The sequence below is a fragment of the Pseudarthrobacter sp. PvP090 genome (genome assembly GCF_040547365.1).
In the GTDB taxonomy this organism is placed as follows: Bacteria; Actinomycetota; Actinomycetes; order Actinomycetales; family Micrococcaceae; genus Arthrobacter.
In genome coordinates, this window is sequence record NZ_JBEPPO010000003.1 from 183,807 (window position 1) to 199,743 (window position 15,937).

Here is a 15,937-nt window from a genome sequence, read left to right on the forward strand (position 1 = left end):
TTCTGTTCCCGCCTATAGTCAGATGATGGAACAGCGAATCTTGGGCAAAACCGGACGGAACGTCTCCATTGTGGGCCTGGGGACCTGGCAGCTTGGCGCGGACTGGGGCACCGTGGACCCCGCGCAGGCGCAGGCCATCCTGGCCGCCTCCGCGGAGGCCGGTGTCACGTTCTTCGACACCGCGGACGTGTACGGCGACGGCCGCAGCGAACAGGCCATCGGCAAATTCCTGGCCGACAACCCGGGCCTGGACATCACGGTGGCCACCAAGATGGGCCGCCGGGCGGAGCAACTGCCGGAGAACTACAACCTGGCCAACTTCCGCGAGTGGACGGACCGGTCCCGCCGCAACCTGGGCATGGAGCAGCTGGACCTGGTCCAGCTGCACTGCCCGCCCACCGCCGTGTACAGCAGCGCCGAAGTCTACGACGCGCTCGACACCCTGGTGGCCGAGGGGGCCATCCGGAACTACGGCGTCAGCGTGGAGCGCACCGACGAAGCCCTCGAGGCCATGCGGCACGAGGGCACGGCCACCGTCCAGATCATCCTCAACGCGTTCCGGCTCAAGCCGCTGGATGAGGTGCTGCCCGCGGCGGAGGCTGCCGGCGTCGGCATCATCGCCCGCGTGCCGCTCGCCTCGGGCCTGCTCTCGGGCAAATACACCGAGGACACGTCCTTCGCGGCGGACGACCACCGGAACTACAACCGCACCGGCTCGGCGTTCGACGTCGGGGAAACCTTCTCCGGCGTGGACTTCGGGCGGGGCCTGCAGGCAGTGGCCGAGTTCGAGGAACTGGTGCCCGACGGCGTGAGCACCGCCCAGGCGGCCATCGCCTGGATCGCGGCGCAGGACGGCGTGAGCACGGTGATCCCCGGCGCGCGGAACGTGGACCAGGCCCGCGCCAACGCCGAAGCGGCCGGGGTCAGCGGGATCGACGCCACGTTCGACGTCGGCGTCCGGGAAATCTACGACAAGTACTTCCGCGCATCGATCCATCCGCGCTGGTAGCACCCTCCGCATTGGGGTTGGGTTACCGGCCGTCAGCCCTCCGGGTACCAGAGCCGCTCTCCGTCAACGCGTGCGAAGGAGGTCAGGGTGTGGGGTTTGGCGGACTTCTCCGTCATGATGTCCAGGACCCGGACGTTCCGGACCAGGAGCGCGTCGCCGATCAGCGAGCGGTGGCAGCGCCACGGGACGGCTTCCGCGCACATGATCGCAGCATCGTTGGTCCGCCCGCGTTCCAGCAGCTGGCCGATGGCGGTGGCAAATTCCTCGGTCTGCATGTAGTCCGCATATCCCCGGAACGACGCGTTTCGCCAGGCGGCATTGGGGCTGTCCTTCCGGGCGTGCCGCAGTCCGCCGAGGGATTCCATCCGCCGGTACGTGATCCCGCTGGCCCGCACGCTCGCCGCGAGGGCATCCCCATTGAACTGCGGATTGTGCCGCGATTTCGGGACGGTGCGCACATCGATGAGCTTCCTGACGCCGTGGGCCTTCAGGATGCCGATGAACGCGTCGATGGGATGAGTGGAGTGCCCCACCGTGAAGATGGTCATGTCCGCCATGCCCCAATGCTAAGGCGGCCTGGGCCGGCGGCGAAGCGACCCGGATATTCTGATGGACCTACGAGATGCCAAGGGAACGGGCAGGAATGACTTCATCCTCCATCGACGCCTTTGTTGACCTGCTCGCGGCCGCGCCGACAGGGCCTGGGTGCACCAACTTCTTCGACCACACTGTGCCGGAGAATGCGCAGCGCCGGCGGAACCTGGCGATCTACCTGCAGGAAATGCTGGAACGCTCCCCGTCGGTGCTGCTGGTGGGAGAAGCCCCCGGCTTCCGGGGCATGAGGATCACTGGAGTTCCCTTCACCAACCGTGCGATGTTCGAGGGCCCCGCCAACGCGTTTGGGCTCTTCGGGCCCGATAAGGGCTACGTGCTGCCGGCGGAAGCTGCGGGCGTTGCGGCGGAACCGACGGCGACGGTGATGTGGGAGGTGCTGGCCGAGCTGGACTTCCTTCCCCTGCTCTGGAGTGCTTGCCCGTGGCATACCCACGTCCCCGGGCGGCCGCTGTCCAACCGCACTCCAACGGCCGCCGAAGCAACACTGGGAACCCCGTTTTGGCAGGCGCTGACGGCGATGTATCCCATCGAAAGGGTGGTGGCGGTGGGAAATGTGGCGCACCGCAGCCTGCAGCGGAGCGGCTTGGACGTGCCCAAAATCAGGCATCCCGCCCATGGCGGCCGGTCCGGTTTCAAGCGCGGTCTTCAGGAGCTCCTTCCCTAGCCCAGGAGGTGCAGCTGGTCCGGGGTGTCGAGGTCTTCGCCGGCGGAGAGATCGCTGCAGTCCACGAGGTCGATCAGCTCCCGGTGGGCCTGGAGGAAGACGCGCGCCCCGGCGTCGCCGGTTGCCGTATCCACAGCCTCAGCACGGAGGCTGGCATCCAGGAGCAGCGGATGGCCCCGCTGCAGCGTCCCCTCCGGGGTGCGGTAGGCGGCCGCCGTCACCCGGCCGGGCCGGTGGGATGCCAGCAGCCGGGCGACGGTCTCGGGTGTCAGCCCCGGCTGGTCCACCAGCGCCATGAGCACATGGTCCTCCGGCGCTGCCGCGGTGACGCCCAGCCGGAAGGAGCCGCCCATTCCGGTGGCCCAGTCCGGGTTGTCGATGACCCGGTGCCGGCTCAGGTCGGTGGCGGCGCGGACCGCTGCCGCGTCCGCGCCGAGCACCGCCACGACTTCCCGGCAGCCGCCCGCGAGCAGCACGTCGGCCAGCACTTCCACGAGGGTGCGGCCGCGGAACCGGAGCAGCGCTTTGGGCCCGAGGCCCAGCCGGGTCCCGGCGCCGGCGGCCAGCAGCACCGCCGTCGTTGATCCCGGCGTCCTGAGCGGTTCCGATGAGTCAGCCATGGTCCCCAGCCTATGCACCCAGATGGCAGGTGACGGCAGTCCCGGGGCGGAACACTGCCGTCACCTGCGCATTCGATGGCGTCAGGCGTCGCCGCCCGCTCCGCCGGTGGTCCCGGCGTTGACGTCCAGGAGCTTGTAGCGGTCCATCGCGTAGGCGGGCACGCCGCCGTCGACCTCCCCGCGCGAGGCCAGCAGCTGCAGGGTCTTCACGACAATCGAGTGCGTGTCGTTCTTGAAGAAGCGGCGGGCTGCGGCGCGGGTGTCGGAGAAGCCGAAGCCGTCGGCGCCGAGCGAGGCGAACTGGTGCGGGAGGAACTGGCGGATCTGGTCCGGGACGGCCTTCATGTAGTCGGTGACGGCCACGATCGGTCCGGCCGCGCCGGCGAGCTGTTCGGTGACGAACGGGACGCGGGCGGGCTGGCCGGGGTTGAGGAAGGCTTCTTCCTCGGCGGCGAGTCCGTCCCGGCGGAGCTCGGTCCAGGACGTCACGGACCAGACGTCGGCGGAAACGCCCCAGTCCTCGGCAAGGATCCGCTGGGCCTCCAGGGCCCACGGGACGGAGACGCCGGAGGCCAGGATCTGGCTCTTGGGCCCTTCCAGGTCCGACGCCGACACCCGGTGGATGCCTTTCAGCACCCCCTCGACGTCGAGGTTCCCGGGTTCGGCAGGCTGGAAGATCGGCTCGTTGTAGACCGTGAGGTAGTACATCAGGTTCCGGTCTTCGGATTCCGGGCCGTACATCCGTTCCAGGCCGTCCCGGATGATGTGGCCCATTTCGTACCCGAACGCGGGATCGTAGGTCAGGACGGCGGGGTTGGTGGCGGCCAGGATGGGGGAGTGGCCGTCGGCGTGCTGCAGGCCCTCGCCGGTCAGGGTGGTGCGGCCGGCGGTGGCGCCGATGATGAACCCGCGGGTCATCTGGTCCGCGGCGGCCCAGAAGGAGTCGCCCGTGCGCTGGAAACCGAACATCGAGTAGAAGACGTAGATCGGGATCAGCGGTTCGCCGTGGGTGGCGTAGGACGTGCCCGCGGCGGTGAACGCCGCCACGGCGCCCGCCTCGTTGATGCCCGGGTGGATCAGCTGGCCCTGGGCCGATTCCTTATAGGCAAGGACCAGGTCCCGGTCCACGGAGAGATAGCCCTGCCCGTCCGGGTTGTAGATCTTCGCCGAGGGGAAGAAGGCGTCCATGCCGAAGGTGCGGGATTCATCCGGGACGATCGGGACGATGCGGTGCCCGAACTTCTTGTCCCGCAGCAGGTCCTTGAGCAGGCGCACGAACGTCATGGTGGTGGCGGCCTGCTGTTTCCCGGAACCGCGCTTGGCCACCTCATAGGTTTTGGGGTCAGGCAGCTCTATGGGAGCGTGGTTTGACCGGCGTTCGGGGACGAAGCCGCCGAGGGCGCGGCGGCGTTCCATGAGGTACTGGATCTCGGGGGAGTCCATGCCGGGGTGGTAGTACGGGGGCCGGTAGAGGTCCGCTTCGAGCTGGTCGTCGGTGATGGGGATGCGCAGGTGGTCGCGGAAGGCTTTCAGGTCCGCGAGGGTGAGCTTCTTCATCTGGTGCGTGGCGTTGCGGCCCTCGAAGTGGGTGCCCAGGCCGTAGCCCTTGACCGTGTGGGCCAGGATGACGGTGGGTTTGCCCTTGAACTCGGTCGCGGCCTTGTACGCGGCGTAGACCTTGTTGTAGTCGTGGCCGCCGCGCTTGAGGTTCCAGATCTGGTCATCGGTGAGGTCCTGGACCATTTCCTTGGTCTGCGGGGTCTGTCCGAAGAAGTGTTCGCGGACGAACGCGCCGGACTCGGCCTTGTAGGTCTGGTAGTCGCCGTCGACGGTTTCGTTCATGATCTTCACGAGCGAGCCGTCCTCGTCCTTGGCCAGCAGGTCATCCCACTCCCGGCCCCAGACGACCTTGATGACGTTCCAGCCCGCGCCGCGGAAGAACGCCTCGAGTTCCTGCATGATCTTGCCGTTGCCCCGGACCGGCCCGTCGAGGCGCTGGAGGTTGCAGTTGATCACGAAGTTGAGGTTGTCGAGCTTGTCGTTCGCGGCGAGCTGGAGCAGGCCGCGGGACTCGGGCTCGTCCATTTCACCGTCGCCCAGGAACGCCCAGACCTGCTGGTCGGAGGTGTCCTTGATGCCGCGGTTGGCCAGGTACCGGTTGGACTGCGCCTGGTAGATCGCGTTCATCGGCCCGATGCCCATCGAGACCGTGGGGAACTCCCAGAACTCCGGCATCAGGCGCGGGTGCGGGTAGGAGGAGAGGGCATGTCCTTCCTTGGACTTCTCCTGCCGGAACCCGTCCAGGTCCTCCTCGGTCAGCCGGCCTTCCATGAAGGCCCGGGCGTACATGCCGGGGGAGGCGTGGCCCTGGAAGAAGACCTGGTCCCCGCCGCCGGGGTGGTCCTTGCCGCGGAAGAAGTGGTTGAACCCGACCTCGTACAGGGTCGCGGCCCCGGCATAGGTCGAGATGTGGCCGCCGACGCCGATATCGGCCCGCTGCGCCCGGTGCACCATGACCGCCGCGTTCCACCGCAGCCACGCCCGGTACTTCCGCTCGATCTCCTCGTCCCCCGGGAACGCCGCTTCCTGGTCCACCGGAATCGTGTTGACGTAATCCGTGGTCGTGACCATCGGAACACCCACGGACTGCGCGCCGGCCCGCTGGAGCAGGCTGCGCATTATGTACTGGGCACGCTCGGTGCCCTGTTCCTGAATCAGCGTATCCAGGGACTCCAGCCACTCGGCGGTCTCTTCCGGATCACGATCAGGCAGCTGGTTAGTCAACCCGCTGAGGATATGGGAGGTCTCTTCTCCTGCAGCCACGTCCAACCTCTTTTCGTCGTTGAATGGTCGGCTCAAGTTTTCATTGTGTGAGAAAACTTTCTTGCAATTCGAGAATACTCAGGCGATTGCGGGCAGTCAAACAGGGCGGCGGCCAGCCGCCAGCAAGGCCTCCCCGAGAGCCTGTGGGCGGATTGTGACTGCGGACCGGAAGCCCCGGAAGGCCATTCCAGCCGTGCCTGCCTGCCCCGGTTAGGCCTGGATGAATTCCTGGCGCTGGCGTCCAAGGCCGGACACCTCTGTCTCCACGACGTCCCCGGCTTTTAGATAAGGGAAGCGTCCGGACAGGGCCACGCCCTCCGGAGTCCCGGTGCAGATCAGGTCGCCCGGTTCCAGGACCAGGTACTGGCTGAGGTCATGGACAAGGGTGGCCACGTCGAAGATCAGGTCTTGCGTCGTGGAGTCCTGGCGCGGTTCGCCATTGACCCAGCTGCGCAGCCGGAGGTGGCCCGGGTCCACGTCCTCGGGGGTGACCAGGTATGGGCCGGTGGGGCAGAACCCGGCGCAGCTCTTGCCCTTGGACCACTGACCGCCGGGACCTTCCAGCTGGAAGGTCCGCTCGGACAGGTCGTTGACGGTGACGAAGCCGGCGATGTGGCTGAGCGCATCCGACGGTGATTCAAGGTAGGAGGCGCGGGTGCCGATGACTACGCCCAGTTCGACTTCCCAGTCCGTTGTGGTGGAGCCGCGGGGGATGGCGACGGCGTCGTTGGGTCCCACGACAGTGTTGGCAGCCTTCTGGAACAGGACCGGTGCCGTGGGTGGTTCGGAACCCGACTCGGCGGCGTGTGCGGCGTAGTTCAAGCCGATGCCGAACACGGAAGACGGCCGGGTGATGGGTGCACCGATGCGGAGGCCCGCGGCATCCATTTCCGGCAGGTCCCCGGCCGCCAGGGCGGCTGCCGCCCGGGCGGGACCGCCCGAGGACCAGAAGTCCGCGTCCAGGTCCGGGGTGAGCCCGGCCAGGGAATAGAACGTTTCACCGTCCACGATGGCGGGAGTTTCGGCGCCGACGGCGCCGAGGCGTGCAAATTTCATGCGGTTAATTCCTTCTTGAGGTCTGGATCAGGTTCCCGGGGCGTCTCAGTTCCCCAGGAGCCTGCCCCAGCGCGGCTCCAGCAGCGGTGCGCCCGCCATCCTGAGGCAGTGCCACAGCGTGACGGCCACCGAGTCCAGGACGGGAACGCCCGTCTCGGCCTCGATTTCGGCGGTGATGTTGGCGCCGTAGAGGTTGGTGCAGAGGTAGATGATGGCGTCCGGCCGGGCCGCGGCCAGCTCCAGCGAGCCCGGGCGCATCTCCTCGTCCGCCACGCGGGCGAACGATTCGTTGTCGCTCAGGCCCAGGAACCGGTGGTCCAGGGTCTTGATGCCGTCCCGTTGGTAGGACGCCATGATCTGTTCGTTGACATCCCCGGTGTACGGGGTGAACAGCCCGATGCGCTCGGTGCCGAAGGTCCGGAACGCCTCCATGTACGCCAGGGTGGACGTGGTGGCCGGGATGCCCGTGGCGTCCGTGATGTCCTCCACCAGCCTGCGGTCATGGTCGGCGCCGAGCCAGGAGCCGGACGTGCCGTTCCAGGCGATGACGTCCACGTCGGCGGTGGCGAGGAGTTCGGCGGCCGAGCGCATGACGGCGGCATCGAATTGCCGGTCCGAGGATTTGTCCAGGGCAATCCGGGTGACCGGGATCCGGGCGAAGTGGATGGTGACGTCGTTGCGGTCGCCCAGGATCCGGTAGCTCTGCGGTTCCAGGCAGGTGTTGGACGACGGCACAATCATGCCGATGCGGGTGGGGCGGGTTGCGGAAGGCATGGGGGTCTCCTAGCGGGTGGCCTGGTCGGCGGGCACGACGGCGGCCGCGGCGGGAACGGGGGCGGACGGCGCGGCGGACTGGTGCTTGCGGAAACCGGCCCGGGGCACGAAGCGGCCCACGGCACCGGGGTCGTGGAACCCGCCGCTGTCCAGCACCACACGTCCGGCGGAGACGACGACGGCGGGCCAGCCCGTGAGCGTCCGGCCGTCGAACGGGGAGAAATCGGTGCCCATGTGCAGGGCGCCGCCGTCGACGACGCGTTCCTCGGCCGGATCGAAGATGACCAGGTCGGCGTCGAACCCGGGCGCGATGGTTCCCTTGCGGGGCAGGGCGTTGATGCGGGCCGGGCCCGCGGAGAAGACTTCAACGAAGTCCTCGACCCGTGCCCCGCCGTCGCCGGCCGCCTCCATCAGGGCGGTGAAGGTGACGGGCATCCGGGTTTCGACGCCCGGGAGTCCGTGTGGCATTTCGCGGATGTCGTCCGTGCGCTCCCGCTTTTGCGTGAGGTCGTAGCAGGAGTGGTCGGACGCGACGGTGTGGATGGCGCCGTCGGCAAGCCGTTCCCGGAGGGCGGCGACGGTCTGCGGGCTGCGCATGGGCGGGCAACAGGCGTACCACTCCGGCATCACCGAGCCGTAGACGCTGTTGTCGAGGGTGAGGTAGTGGGGGCAGGTCTCGGAGTAGGCCTCCTGGCCGCGGGCGCGGGCCTCGCTGACCAGATCCACGGCGCCGGGGGTGGACTGGTGCACAAAGTACACGGGGGCGCCGGTGTACTCGGCCATGGCCAGGGTCTCCTTGACCGAGACCTCCTCGGCCAGCTCGGGGCGGGTGCGGTGTAGGTGTTCGATGCCGATCCGGCCGTCGTCCGCGTGCTGCTGCGTGCAGTCCGCGATGATGGGGTCGTGCTCGGCATGGATGTAGGTGAGGCCGTCCAGGCGGACCATCTCGCGCATGACCTTCAGGATGGTGTCCCCGTCCGCCATGGTGGTGTCGCGGTTGGTGGTGTACATCTTGACGGACCGGACGCCCTCGGCGGCGAGCTGCTCCAGCTGCCACGGCACCGTTTCGTCCCAGCTGACCACGGAGCCGTGCAGCGCGACGTCGCACCGGGACTCCCGGGCCAGTTCCTTCTTGTGCAGGACGGCCGCGAGCGGGGTTTCGCGGGCATCGCGGGGGATGCCGAAGTCGATGATGGTGGTGGTGCCGCCCCACAAAGAGGCCGTCGACGTCGTCCGGTAGTCATCGAGGGTGCGGAACCTTCCGGTGATCTGGGCAACGTGGCAGTGCCCGTCGACCCCGCCGGGAATGACCAGCTGTCCGGCGGCATCGACGACGCGATGGGCGGCCGGGACCGGCTCGGCCGCATCCACAAGCTGGTCGATGCGGCCCTCGCGGACCACAACATGGGCGTGCCGGCGGCCGAAACTGTTGACCACGGTGCCGTTGGCGATGACGAGTTCTGGGGTGTCGGACATCGGTGTCCTCCTAGGTTGAAGTGGCTAGTTGGCCGGTGCGGGCGTGGCCGGCCGGGCGGTGCTCGGCGCGGCGTCGTGAGTGGCGTCGCGCGTGGCGGCGTTCTGCGCGGTGGTGAGGGCGGCGTCCAGGTGCGCGGAGAGGCCGCGGCGGGCCTTGGCCGGGGGAGCCGCGAAGGCGCCGGCTCGGTGCGGACCGGAGTCGAGGCCGACGACGGCTTCCGCCATCCGGATGCCCGCGGAGATGCCGTCCACGACGGGGACGCCGATCTGTCCGCGGAGTTCGCGGGCCAGCCCGGCGAGCGGCGCTCCGGCGAGCATGACGACGTCGGCCCCGTCCTCGGTGACGGCCTGGTGGCTGAGGGCCAGCAGGGTTGCCTTGAAGTCCTGCTGCACGGAGGCGATGCCGTAGAGGGCCTCGTTGATGGAGCGGATCGACGCGAGCCGGCCGCCGAGCCCGAAGCGCTCCACGCAGTCCTGGTACCAGGGCCTGATCCGGTCGGAAATGGCGATGATGGAGAACCGGTGCCCCTGCAGGGCGGCGGCGCAGAGGGCAGCCTCGGTGATCCCGATGACGGGGATGTCGGTGAGTTCCTTCAGCGCCGGCATCCCGGGGTCCCCGAAGGCGGCGACGACGACGCCGTCGACGCTGTTGTCGGATCCGGGCCCTTCGCGGGTGTACTCGGCGATGATTTCGGCGACGGCTCCCGCCGCGATCAGGGACTCAAAGCGGGTTTCGATGTATTCGACGCCGTAGCCGGCGGTCCGGACCAGCAGTTCGGTTCCGGGGGACGCGGAGCGGCGGGCCTCCGCTTCGATCAGGGCGGTGACGTCGTCGCTGATGTTGGGGTTGATGACAAGAAGTTTCATAAGTTCTTCCGATGCAGGGAGGGTTCGGTCCGGCTGAGATCCTCCGGGAACTGGTCACGGTATTTGCCGATGTGCGACGCCGACTGGGCGGCTGCCCGGTCCGGGTCGCCGCTGGCGATGGCGGCGTAGAGGGCCCGGTGTTCCTCGATGAGCTCCGGCAGGTCGCTGACGTGGCGGAAGAGCCAGTGCATGCGGCCCTGGAGCGGTTCCAGTGCCGATTTGAGGAAGCCGTTGTCCGCGATCCGGGTGATGGCATCGTGGAATTCGCTGTTGGCGCGGTGGGCTTCCATGATGGCGCCCTTGGCCAGGCAGCGGTCCGCCTCGTCCAGCAGGCCTTGGAGGCCGCCGAGGTCTTCGGGCGTGGCGCGGGTGGCGGCCAGTCGGCAGGCAAGCACCTCGAGGGACTGCCGGACGTCGAACAGGTCCTCGACGTCCTTGGGGCTCAGGGTGCTGACCTCGGCTCCGCGGGCGCCCCGGTCGCTGATGAGCCCTTCCTGGCGCAGCATGCGGAGCGCCTCGCGGACGGGCAGCCGGGACACGTTGAATTCGGCGGCGAGGTCGCGTTCCACCAGCCTGGTGCCGGGAACGTAATGCCCTTCGAAGATCCGGTTGCGGAGAGTGTCCCGGACAGCCTCGCGGAGGGGGCGTTCCTTGTCCTGGGTTTCTTCTGCGGTCTGCATGTTTCTCCACTTTCGGTTCTTGTCCGGCATTGCGTTCCCGGCTTCAGGAACAGGTGCGTGTGGCTAGCTTAGACAGGTAGCCGCTTGTTGTAGTTCAGGGTCAGGACGGAGGCACCCATGATGATCGCGGAGCCCACGAAGTACAGCAGCGCCCAGGTGTAGGAGCCGGTGGCGCCCACGATCAGACCGACCGCAATCGGCGTCACGAAGCCGGAGATGTTGCCGCTGAAGTTCATCGCGCCGCCCAGGACGCCGGCGTTGGTCCGGCCGCCCAGGATGGAGGGGATGCTCCAGAACAGGCCCACCCAGCGGAGGAAGAACATCACGACGGACAGGAGGACGACGGCGGTGGTGGGGTCGGCGACGACGGTGACGCCGATCAGGCCGCCGATCACGACGACGCTGGAGGTGCCCAGGAGCGTGCGCATCACGCGGTTGGCGGAGGCTCCGGTGGACTGCCACTTGTCGGCGATGGCGCCGCCCAGGATTTCGCCGACGAAGCCGGCGCCGAAGATCACAAACGTGGACCAGCCGATGGTCTTGAGGTCGAAGCCCTTGTCCTGGGCGAGGTAGAGCGGTCCCCAGGTCAGCAGTCCGTAGAAGACGCCGTTGAAGCCCAGCCAGCCGAAGCACATGGCCCAGAAGGAGCGGAACTTCAGGTAGGGCAGCAGGGCGCGCTTGCCCTTGCTGCCGTCGAGCTCGGCCGCAGCGTCCTCGGCGGCGTGGGAGGCCTCGATGTACTCGGCCTCAGCGTCGTTGACCCCGCGGTGCTGGCGGGGGTTGTCGCGGACGTACCACCAGACGGCCAGGCCCATCAGGACGGTGGCGGCGCCGGCGATGATGAAGGCGGTGCGCCAGCTGCCGGTGGAGGCGATCAGGCCGGCAATGAGAATGCCGCCCAGGCCTGCTCCGAGAGGTGCGCCGGCGTCGAGGATGGTGGCGCCGCGTCCGCGCTCTGACTTGTGCATCCAGATCGCGTTGAGCTTGCCGCCGGCTGGCATCACACCGGCTTCGGTGACGCCGATGCCGAGCCGGGCAATGAACATGCTGAGGAAGCCGCCGGCCAGGCCGGAGGCCGCCGTGGCCGCGCCCCAGCCGACGCAGGACGCCGTCATGACCTTGCGGGGACCGAACTTGTCGATCAGGAGGCCGACCGGGACCTGCATCAGTGCGTAGGTCCAGAAGAAGGCCGAGAGCAGGAGGCCCACGAGCTCCGGGGGCAGGTTGAATTCCTTCTGGATGATCGGCAGGGCCACCGAGATGGAGCCCCGGTCGATGTAGTTGACGGCGACGAGGACCAGCAGGAGCAGGAACATCTTCCAGCGGACGTTGGTGCGACGCTGCACGCCGTCCTTGCCGGTCTTGTCGTCGGGGAGCGGAACTGCGGTTTCAGTGTTTTGAACAGACACAACTTCTCCTTTACAGAGAGGAAAATTGCAGACGGGGAAAGACTTTGGTGTTCGCGGGGCAGGAGGCCGGCTGGTGGGGCGTCCTGCGTCCGGATCCTGAAGCGCCGGGCAATGACTTGCGGCTCGGGATCCGGATCGCGATCTTTTGGGATCCCATTTTGGGATCCCAAAATTTAGAATAGAAGTGACCCGGGCCACTGTCAAGGAATCCGTCCCGTTGTGGCCCACCCGGGCCAAATAACCGATTGTGACTGCGTTGGGCGGGCGCCGGTGCCGGCCTGCTGCCGTCGGGGAAGTAGGTGTGGGGCTGGATGGAGGAGCTGCTGGACACAGGAAAGGCCCCGCGGCATCGCCGCGGGGCCTTTCCGTCACGTCCGGTCAGGGCCGGGTCAGCTGCCCCGGTACGTGGAGTACGCGAACGGGCTCAGCAGGAGCGGAACATGGTAGTGGGCCTCCGACTCCACCACACCAAAGGTGAGGATCACTTCCGGGAAGAACGTTTCGGTGCCGCCGGCGGCGAAGTACTTCCCCGTGTCGAAGGCCAGGCGGTAGGTCCCCGTCGGCAGCCGGTCCGGCCCGAGTTGCTTGATGCGACCGTCCGCGTCGGTTACGCCCCCGGCGATCTGGACCCAGCGCTCGCCGTCGAGCATGTGCAGGGTGACCGGGACGTCCGCCGCCGGCTTGCCGGAGCCGGTATCGAGTACGTGGGTGGTGACGTGGGACATGCTCATTTGCCGATCAGTCCTTCGAGTCGGAGCACTGCGATTTCCCGCAGCTGCTGGCCAATAATTTCCTGTTCTTCTGCGGGGGAGTGGCCGAGCCGGGTGTTGAGCGCGGCGAGGATCTCCTCGCGGCTGCGGCCGGCCGCGCGGATCAGGAACACCTGCCCGAACTTCTCTTCGTAGGCCCGGTTGCCGTCCGCCAGGGCCTCCGCGACGGCCGCGTCGGCCTCCCCAAGTCCGGCCTGTTCTGACTGGGATAGCCTGGCCTCCGCACTGTTTCCCTGGGCACGCTCGCCAATCCGCGGGTGGTGGGCGAGGGCCGCGTCGATCTCCGCCGGAGTGAACGGGTCGGCTGCGAGGCGGCCTGCTGCAAGAAGTGCTTCGAGGTCGGAGTAGGGCCGCGCATCGGCCAGATCGTCGATCCAGCGCTGGATGTCCAGGCAGGGCCGCAAGGCATCGGCGGCCTCGGTGCGGCCGGCCGCGTTGAACTGTTCAAGGTGCATGAGGCAGGTCCTCGTGTTCGATGCTGGCATCCACGGTGTAGGGCTATGCGGATAATTCTTTCCGCATCATGGAACTGTTATTTCAGCATATGCAAAAAGTGAACCGCACCCTCCTGCCGGTGTCAACTTCCGGGCCGGTAGTTGACGAGCTGCAGCAGAGTGCCGTGGTGCCAGAGGGTGCAGGCGCCGCCCGGCGGCTGATCCGGTGTCCACGTTAGTCTGGGAAGGACTCGATTAGCGGATGAAAGGCAGTGTCATGAGTGATCCGAATGGACCCAGCACCGATCCGGCTGGCCTGCGGGGGCCGGGCGATCCGGACGCCGTCGAAGCCCGCCAGCCGCACGCCGAACCCGGCCGGGCCGGCAACATCCGCGCGGAACAACTGACCCAGGCCGCAGGAACGGTGCCCGCAGCCTACATCGGATCCGGCGACCCGGACGCGGAGGACAAGCCGGAAGACGCCGCGGAAACCGGCACGTGGGACGACGAGACCTAGACTTCGGGCTCTGTTGGGCGGGGTGACTGCTGGTTCACAGCTCCGGCATAACTGGTGTGGCTAGCGTGGAACCTATGTATGAACACACGCCGCGGCCCAGTGACCCTCCCGGCAGCACGGGCTCCCGGCAGCGCCCGCGGGCGTTCCGGCGCACGCGCGCAGTCATCGTGGCGGTGTGCGCTGCTTCGCTGGCGGTGGTTGTTGGGCTCGGTGTCCACTCCGCCGCGCAGGCCCGGTCGACGGCGGCCGTCCAGTCCGGGAGCCAGTCGGCCGGCCAGGTGTCAGCGCCGCCGTCGGACGGCCAGGCAGTGGCGCCGGCTGCCGCCTTACCGGCCACGCCCGCCGCGGAAGCCATCGACGCCGAACTGGACGCCGGGATCAACGCCATCATCGACTCGCATCCTGAATATCAGCTCGGTGTCGCCCTTGTTGACCTGTCGGACGGCGCCGCGTCCCAGAAGGTCCACGAGTACGGCGTCGAGGAAGCATTCGTCGCCGCCAGCACGGCCAAGGTCCTGGCCGCCGAGGCGTATTACCATCTCGTCGAAACCGGGGAGGCCTCGCTCGACGACCCGCTGGGCGCCCATACCGCGGAATTCCAGCTGCAGGCAATGATCCAGCAGAGCGACAACGACTCCTGGTCTCTGATCATGGACGCTGTGGGGCACGCGGAGCTGACGGACTATGCGGCCTCGATCGGGGTGGACTACGTCCCCACCAGCAATACGCTGACGCCCGCGGAGATGGCCCGCATCCTGGGCGGGCTCTACGACGGGACGCTGCTGGAGCCCGACAACACCGCGCAGCTGCTGGCCTACATGCAGGACACCAACTACGAAACGCTCATCCCGGCCGCCGTCCCTCCCGGTATCACTGTCTTCCACAAGTACGGGCTGCTGGGCGGCGAACTGCACGACGCCGGCATCCTCGCCAAGGACGGCCGCGCCTACGCCCTCGTCATCTACACCAAGGGCGATGACCTCAGCAGCGTCCCCGAGCGGACCGAAGTCATCCACCAGGTGACGGCGGCCGTGGCGGACGCCCTGTTTTAGGGGTAGTCCCGCCGGGGCGGCTTCGCCCGCAGGGCGGCGTTGCCCGCAGGACGGAGTCACTTCGCGGCCGGGCCTTCCCTCGGCGGTCCGGGGGCACTTCGCGGCGTCCAGCGTCGAAATTGCCGACGGCGGCCCGGCGTTTCGTGTCAATGTGCCCCCGGACGGCAGGGAGCTCCGCGATGTCGGCCCGGCGCTGTGTCAAAATCCCCAGCAGAAGGGGTCAGGGAACGGGTTCCCTGGCTCCCGATGAGTGGTCGCGTGGGCCGCTGGATGATCACTAGTGGATTCTGGCCACGTCGCTCTTTTCCCAGCGGGTCCAATCGGACCAATGGTCGCTGTTGCCGCTCTGGACGCGGAAGGAAACGAGCTGGTAGACCTCCTCGCTGCCTGGGCCGTTCGGCACGCTGTCGTAGCTGTGGATCGTCACGGCGTCGTCACGGGGATCGAAGGACTTCCAGAACCTGTCCTTCCCCAGGAAATCGTCATTCCGTCCGCGGTCGTCTTCGAAGCGCAGCTGGCGGATCTCCACATTCTTGTTGCCCTTGCAGTCCACATAGATCCGGAAGTCCACTCTGAATTTGCTGTTGTCCTTGTGGTCGCGCTTGACGGGCTTCAGCGGTTCCACTGTGCAGCCGCGTTCGGAGGTTGATGCAACGGCCGGCCCGGCCGCTACAACGGGCCCCCCGATGAGCCCCACGGCGACAGCCGGGATCAGTGCGATCCGGGCCACCCGGAGGCGGGATGTTCTTGGTGAGTTGATGATGGACATTGACTTGGTTCTTCTGCCTGAAAATGCGAATCTGTGGCTTTGGACGGCGTCTGCCCGCCAGATCACACCGCTGTGACAGTCCAATCAGGGCGGTGGCATTCGCGTCCAGCTTCAACGAGCTCGCCCGTGCTCGGCGGGGAGCCGAACCGGCATCCGCTCGCGGCATGTGAGGGACCCGGTGCTTTAATCCTCCGCCGGCTGCGGCTCTGATCAATAGGCGCCGGGACAGTGCTGCCCGGCGTGGGCAGCCCTGCGGTCCGGGGGCACTTTGGGGCGGCCCGGCGTCGAAATCCGCGACGTCTGGCCGGCGTTCATGTCAAAGTGCCCCTGGACCGCAGGGGCCGGGTCCGGACTGAGCCCGGGTTGCCCCCGGACGGCGAGGGCCGGCCCGGGGGTTGAGCC

16 protein-coding genes are annotated in these 15,937 nt (G+C 67.7%); 4 read left to right on the plus strand and 12 right to left on the minus strand.

Annotated elements, in window-relative coordinates; translation table 11 throughout:
• Positions 1 to 25 precede the first annotated feature (25 nt).
• Positions 26 to 1,009, plus strand: a complete 984-nt coding sequence (locus ABIC21_RS04570) for an aldo/keto reductase (RefSeq protein WP_354349230.1) — start codon at positions 26 to 28, stop codon at positions 1,007 to 1,009.
• A gap of 32 nt (positions 1,010 to 1,041) precedes the next feature.
• On the opposite strand, the gene ABIC21_RS04575 is transcribed toward ABIC21_RS04570, so the two are convergent.
• On the minus strand, positions 1,042 to 1,566 hold the full coding sequence (locus ABIC21_RS04575) for a DUF488 domain-containing protein (RefSeq protein ID WP_354349231.1): 525 nt from the start codon (positions 1,564 to 1,566) through the stop codon (positions 1,042 to 1,044).
• Positions 1,567 to 1,652: 86 nt separating this feature from the next.
• On the opposite strand from ABIC21_RS04575, the gene ABIC21_RS04580 reads away from it, so the two are divergent.
• The gene (locus ABIC21_RS04580) at positions 1,653 to 2,288 is read left to right on the plus strand and encodes a uracil-DNA glycosylase (protein ID WP_354349232.1); all 636 of its coding nucleotides are present in this window, start codon (positions 1,653 to 1,655) and stop codon (positions 2,286 to 2,288) included.
• Here ABIC21_RS04580 and nboR read toward each other — a convergent pair.
• The 10 genes from nboR to uraD all read right to left on the minus strand — a co-directional run bounded on the left by nboR (position 2,285) and on the right by uraD (position 13,218).
• Positions 2,285 to 2,908 (minus strand): nicotine blue oxidoreductase, encoded by a 624-nt coding sequence (nboR, locus tag ABIC21_RS04585; RefSeq protein WP_354349233.1) that lies wholly within the window; start codon positions 2,906 to 2,908, stop codon positions 2,285 to 2,287. The genes ABIC21_RS04580 and nboR overlap by 4 nt on opposite strands.
• Before the next feature lie 81 nt (positions 2,909 to 2,989).
• Positions 2,990 to 5,731: a pyruvate dehydrogenase (acetyl-transferring), homodimeric type gene (gene aceE / locus ABIC21_RS04590; RefSeq protein ID WP_354349234.1), complete on the minus strand. Its 2,742-nt coding sequence runs from the start codon at positions 5,729 to 5,731 to the stop codon at positions 2,990 to 2,992.
• 210 nt (positions 5,732 to 5,941) lie between these two features.
• Positions 5,942 to 6,787, minus strand: coding sequence for a fumarylacetoacetate hydrolase family protein (locus ABIC21_RS04595; RefSeq protein WP_354349235.1), 846 nt, complete (start codon positions 6,785 to 6,787; stop codon positions 5,942 to 5,944).
• Between the two features lie 45 nt (positions 6,788 to 6,832).
• The gene (locus ABIC21_RS04600; RefSeq protein WP_354349236.1) at positions 6,833 to 7,561 is read right to left on the minus strand and encodes a maleate cis-trans isomerase family protein; all 729 of its coding nucleotides are present in this window, start codon (positions 7,559 to 7,561) and stop codon (positions 6,833 to 6,835) included.
• A 9-nt stretch (positions 7,562 to 7,570) separates the two neighbouring features.
• Complete coding sequence (locus ABIC21_RS04605) at positions 7,571 to 9,037, minus strand: amidohydrolase family protein (RefSeq protein ID WP_354349237.1); 1,467 nt, start codon at positions 9,035 to 9,037, stop codon at positions 7,571 to 7,573.
• A gap of 24 nt (positions 9,038 to 9,061) precedes the next feature.
• Complete coding sequence (locus ABIC21_RS04610) at positions 9,062 to 9,904, minus strand: aspartate/glutamate racemase family protein (RefSeq protein WP_354349238.1); 843 nt, start codon at positions 9,902 to 9,904, stop codon at positions 9,062 to 9,064.
• Positions 9,901 to 10,584: a GntR family transcriptional regulator gene (locus ABIC21_RS04615; RefSeq protein ID WP_354349239.1), complete on the minus strand. Its 684-nt coding sequence runs from the start codon at positions 10,582 to 10,584 to the stop codon at positions 9,901 to 9,903. Before ABIC21_RS04615 ends, ABIC21_RS04610 begins: the two co-directional genes overlap by 4 nt.
• A 68-nt stretch (positions 10,585 to 10,652) precedes the next feature.
• A complete protein-coding gene (locus ABIC21_RS04620) occupies positions 10,653 to 11,993 on the minus strand; it encodes an MFS transporter (RefSeq protein ID WP_354349240.1) in 1,341 nt (446 codons plus the stop codon).
• Between the two features lie 389 nt (positions 11,994 to 12,382).
• A complete protein-coding gene (gene uraH / locus ABIC21_RS04625; protein WP_354349241.1) occupies positions 12,383 to 12,724 on the minus strand; it encodes a hydroxyisourate hydrolase in 342 nt (113 codons plus the stop codon).
• Positions 12,721 to 13,218 (minus strand): 2-oxo-4-hydroxy-4-carboxy-5-ureidoimidazoline decarboxylase, encoded by a 498-nt coding sequence (uraD, locus tag ABIC21_RS04630; protein ID WP_354349242.1) that lies wholly within the window; start codon positions 13,216 to 13,218, stop codon positions 12,721 to 12,723. Before uraD ends, uraH begins: the two co-directional genes overlap by 4 nt.
• A 256-nt stretch (positions 13,219 to 13,474) precedes the next feature.
• On the opposite strand from uraD, the gene ABIC21_RS04635 reads away from it, so the two are divergent.
• Together ABIC21_RS04635 and ABIC21_RS04640 are read left to right on the plus strand one after the other, a co-directional pair.
• Positions 13,475 to 13,714 carry a hypothetical protein gene (locus ABIC21_RS04635; RefSeq protein ID WP_354349243.1) on the plus strand — a complete coding sequence of 80 codons (240 nt, stop codon included), beginning with the start codon at positions 13,475 to 13,477 and terminating at the stop codon, positions 13,712 to 13,714.
• A 74-nt stretch (positions 13,715 to 13,788) separates the two neighbouring features.
• Positions 13,789 to 14,766 carry a serine hydrolase gene (locus ABIC21_RS04640; RefSeq protein ID WP_354349244.1) on the plus strand — a complete coding sequence of 326 codons (978 nt, stop codon included), beginning with the start codon at positions 13,789 to 13,791 and terminating at the stop codon, positions 14,764 to 14,766.
• Between the two features lie 277 nt (positions 14,767 to 15,043).
• Here ABIC21_RS04640 and ABIC21_RS04645 read toward each other — a convergent pair whose 3' ends face one another.
• Positions 15,044 to 15,535, minus strand: coding sequence for a hypothetical protein (locus tag ABIC21_RS04645; RefSeq protein ID WP_354349245.1), 492 nt, complete (start codon positions 15,533 to 15,535; stop codon positions 15,044 to 15,046).
• Positions 15,536 to 15,937: the final 402 nt, after the last annotated feature.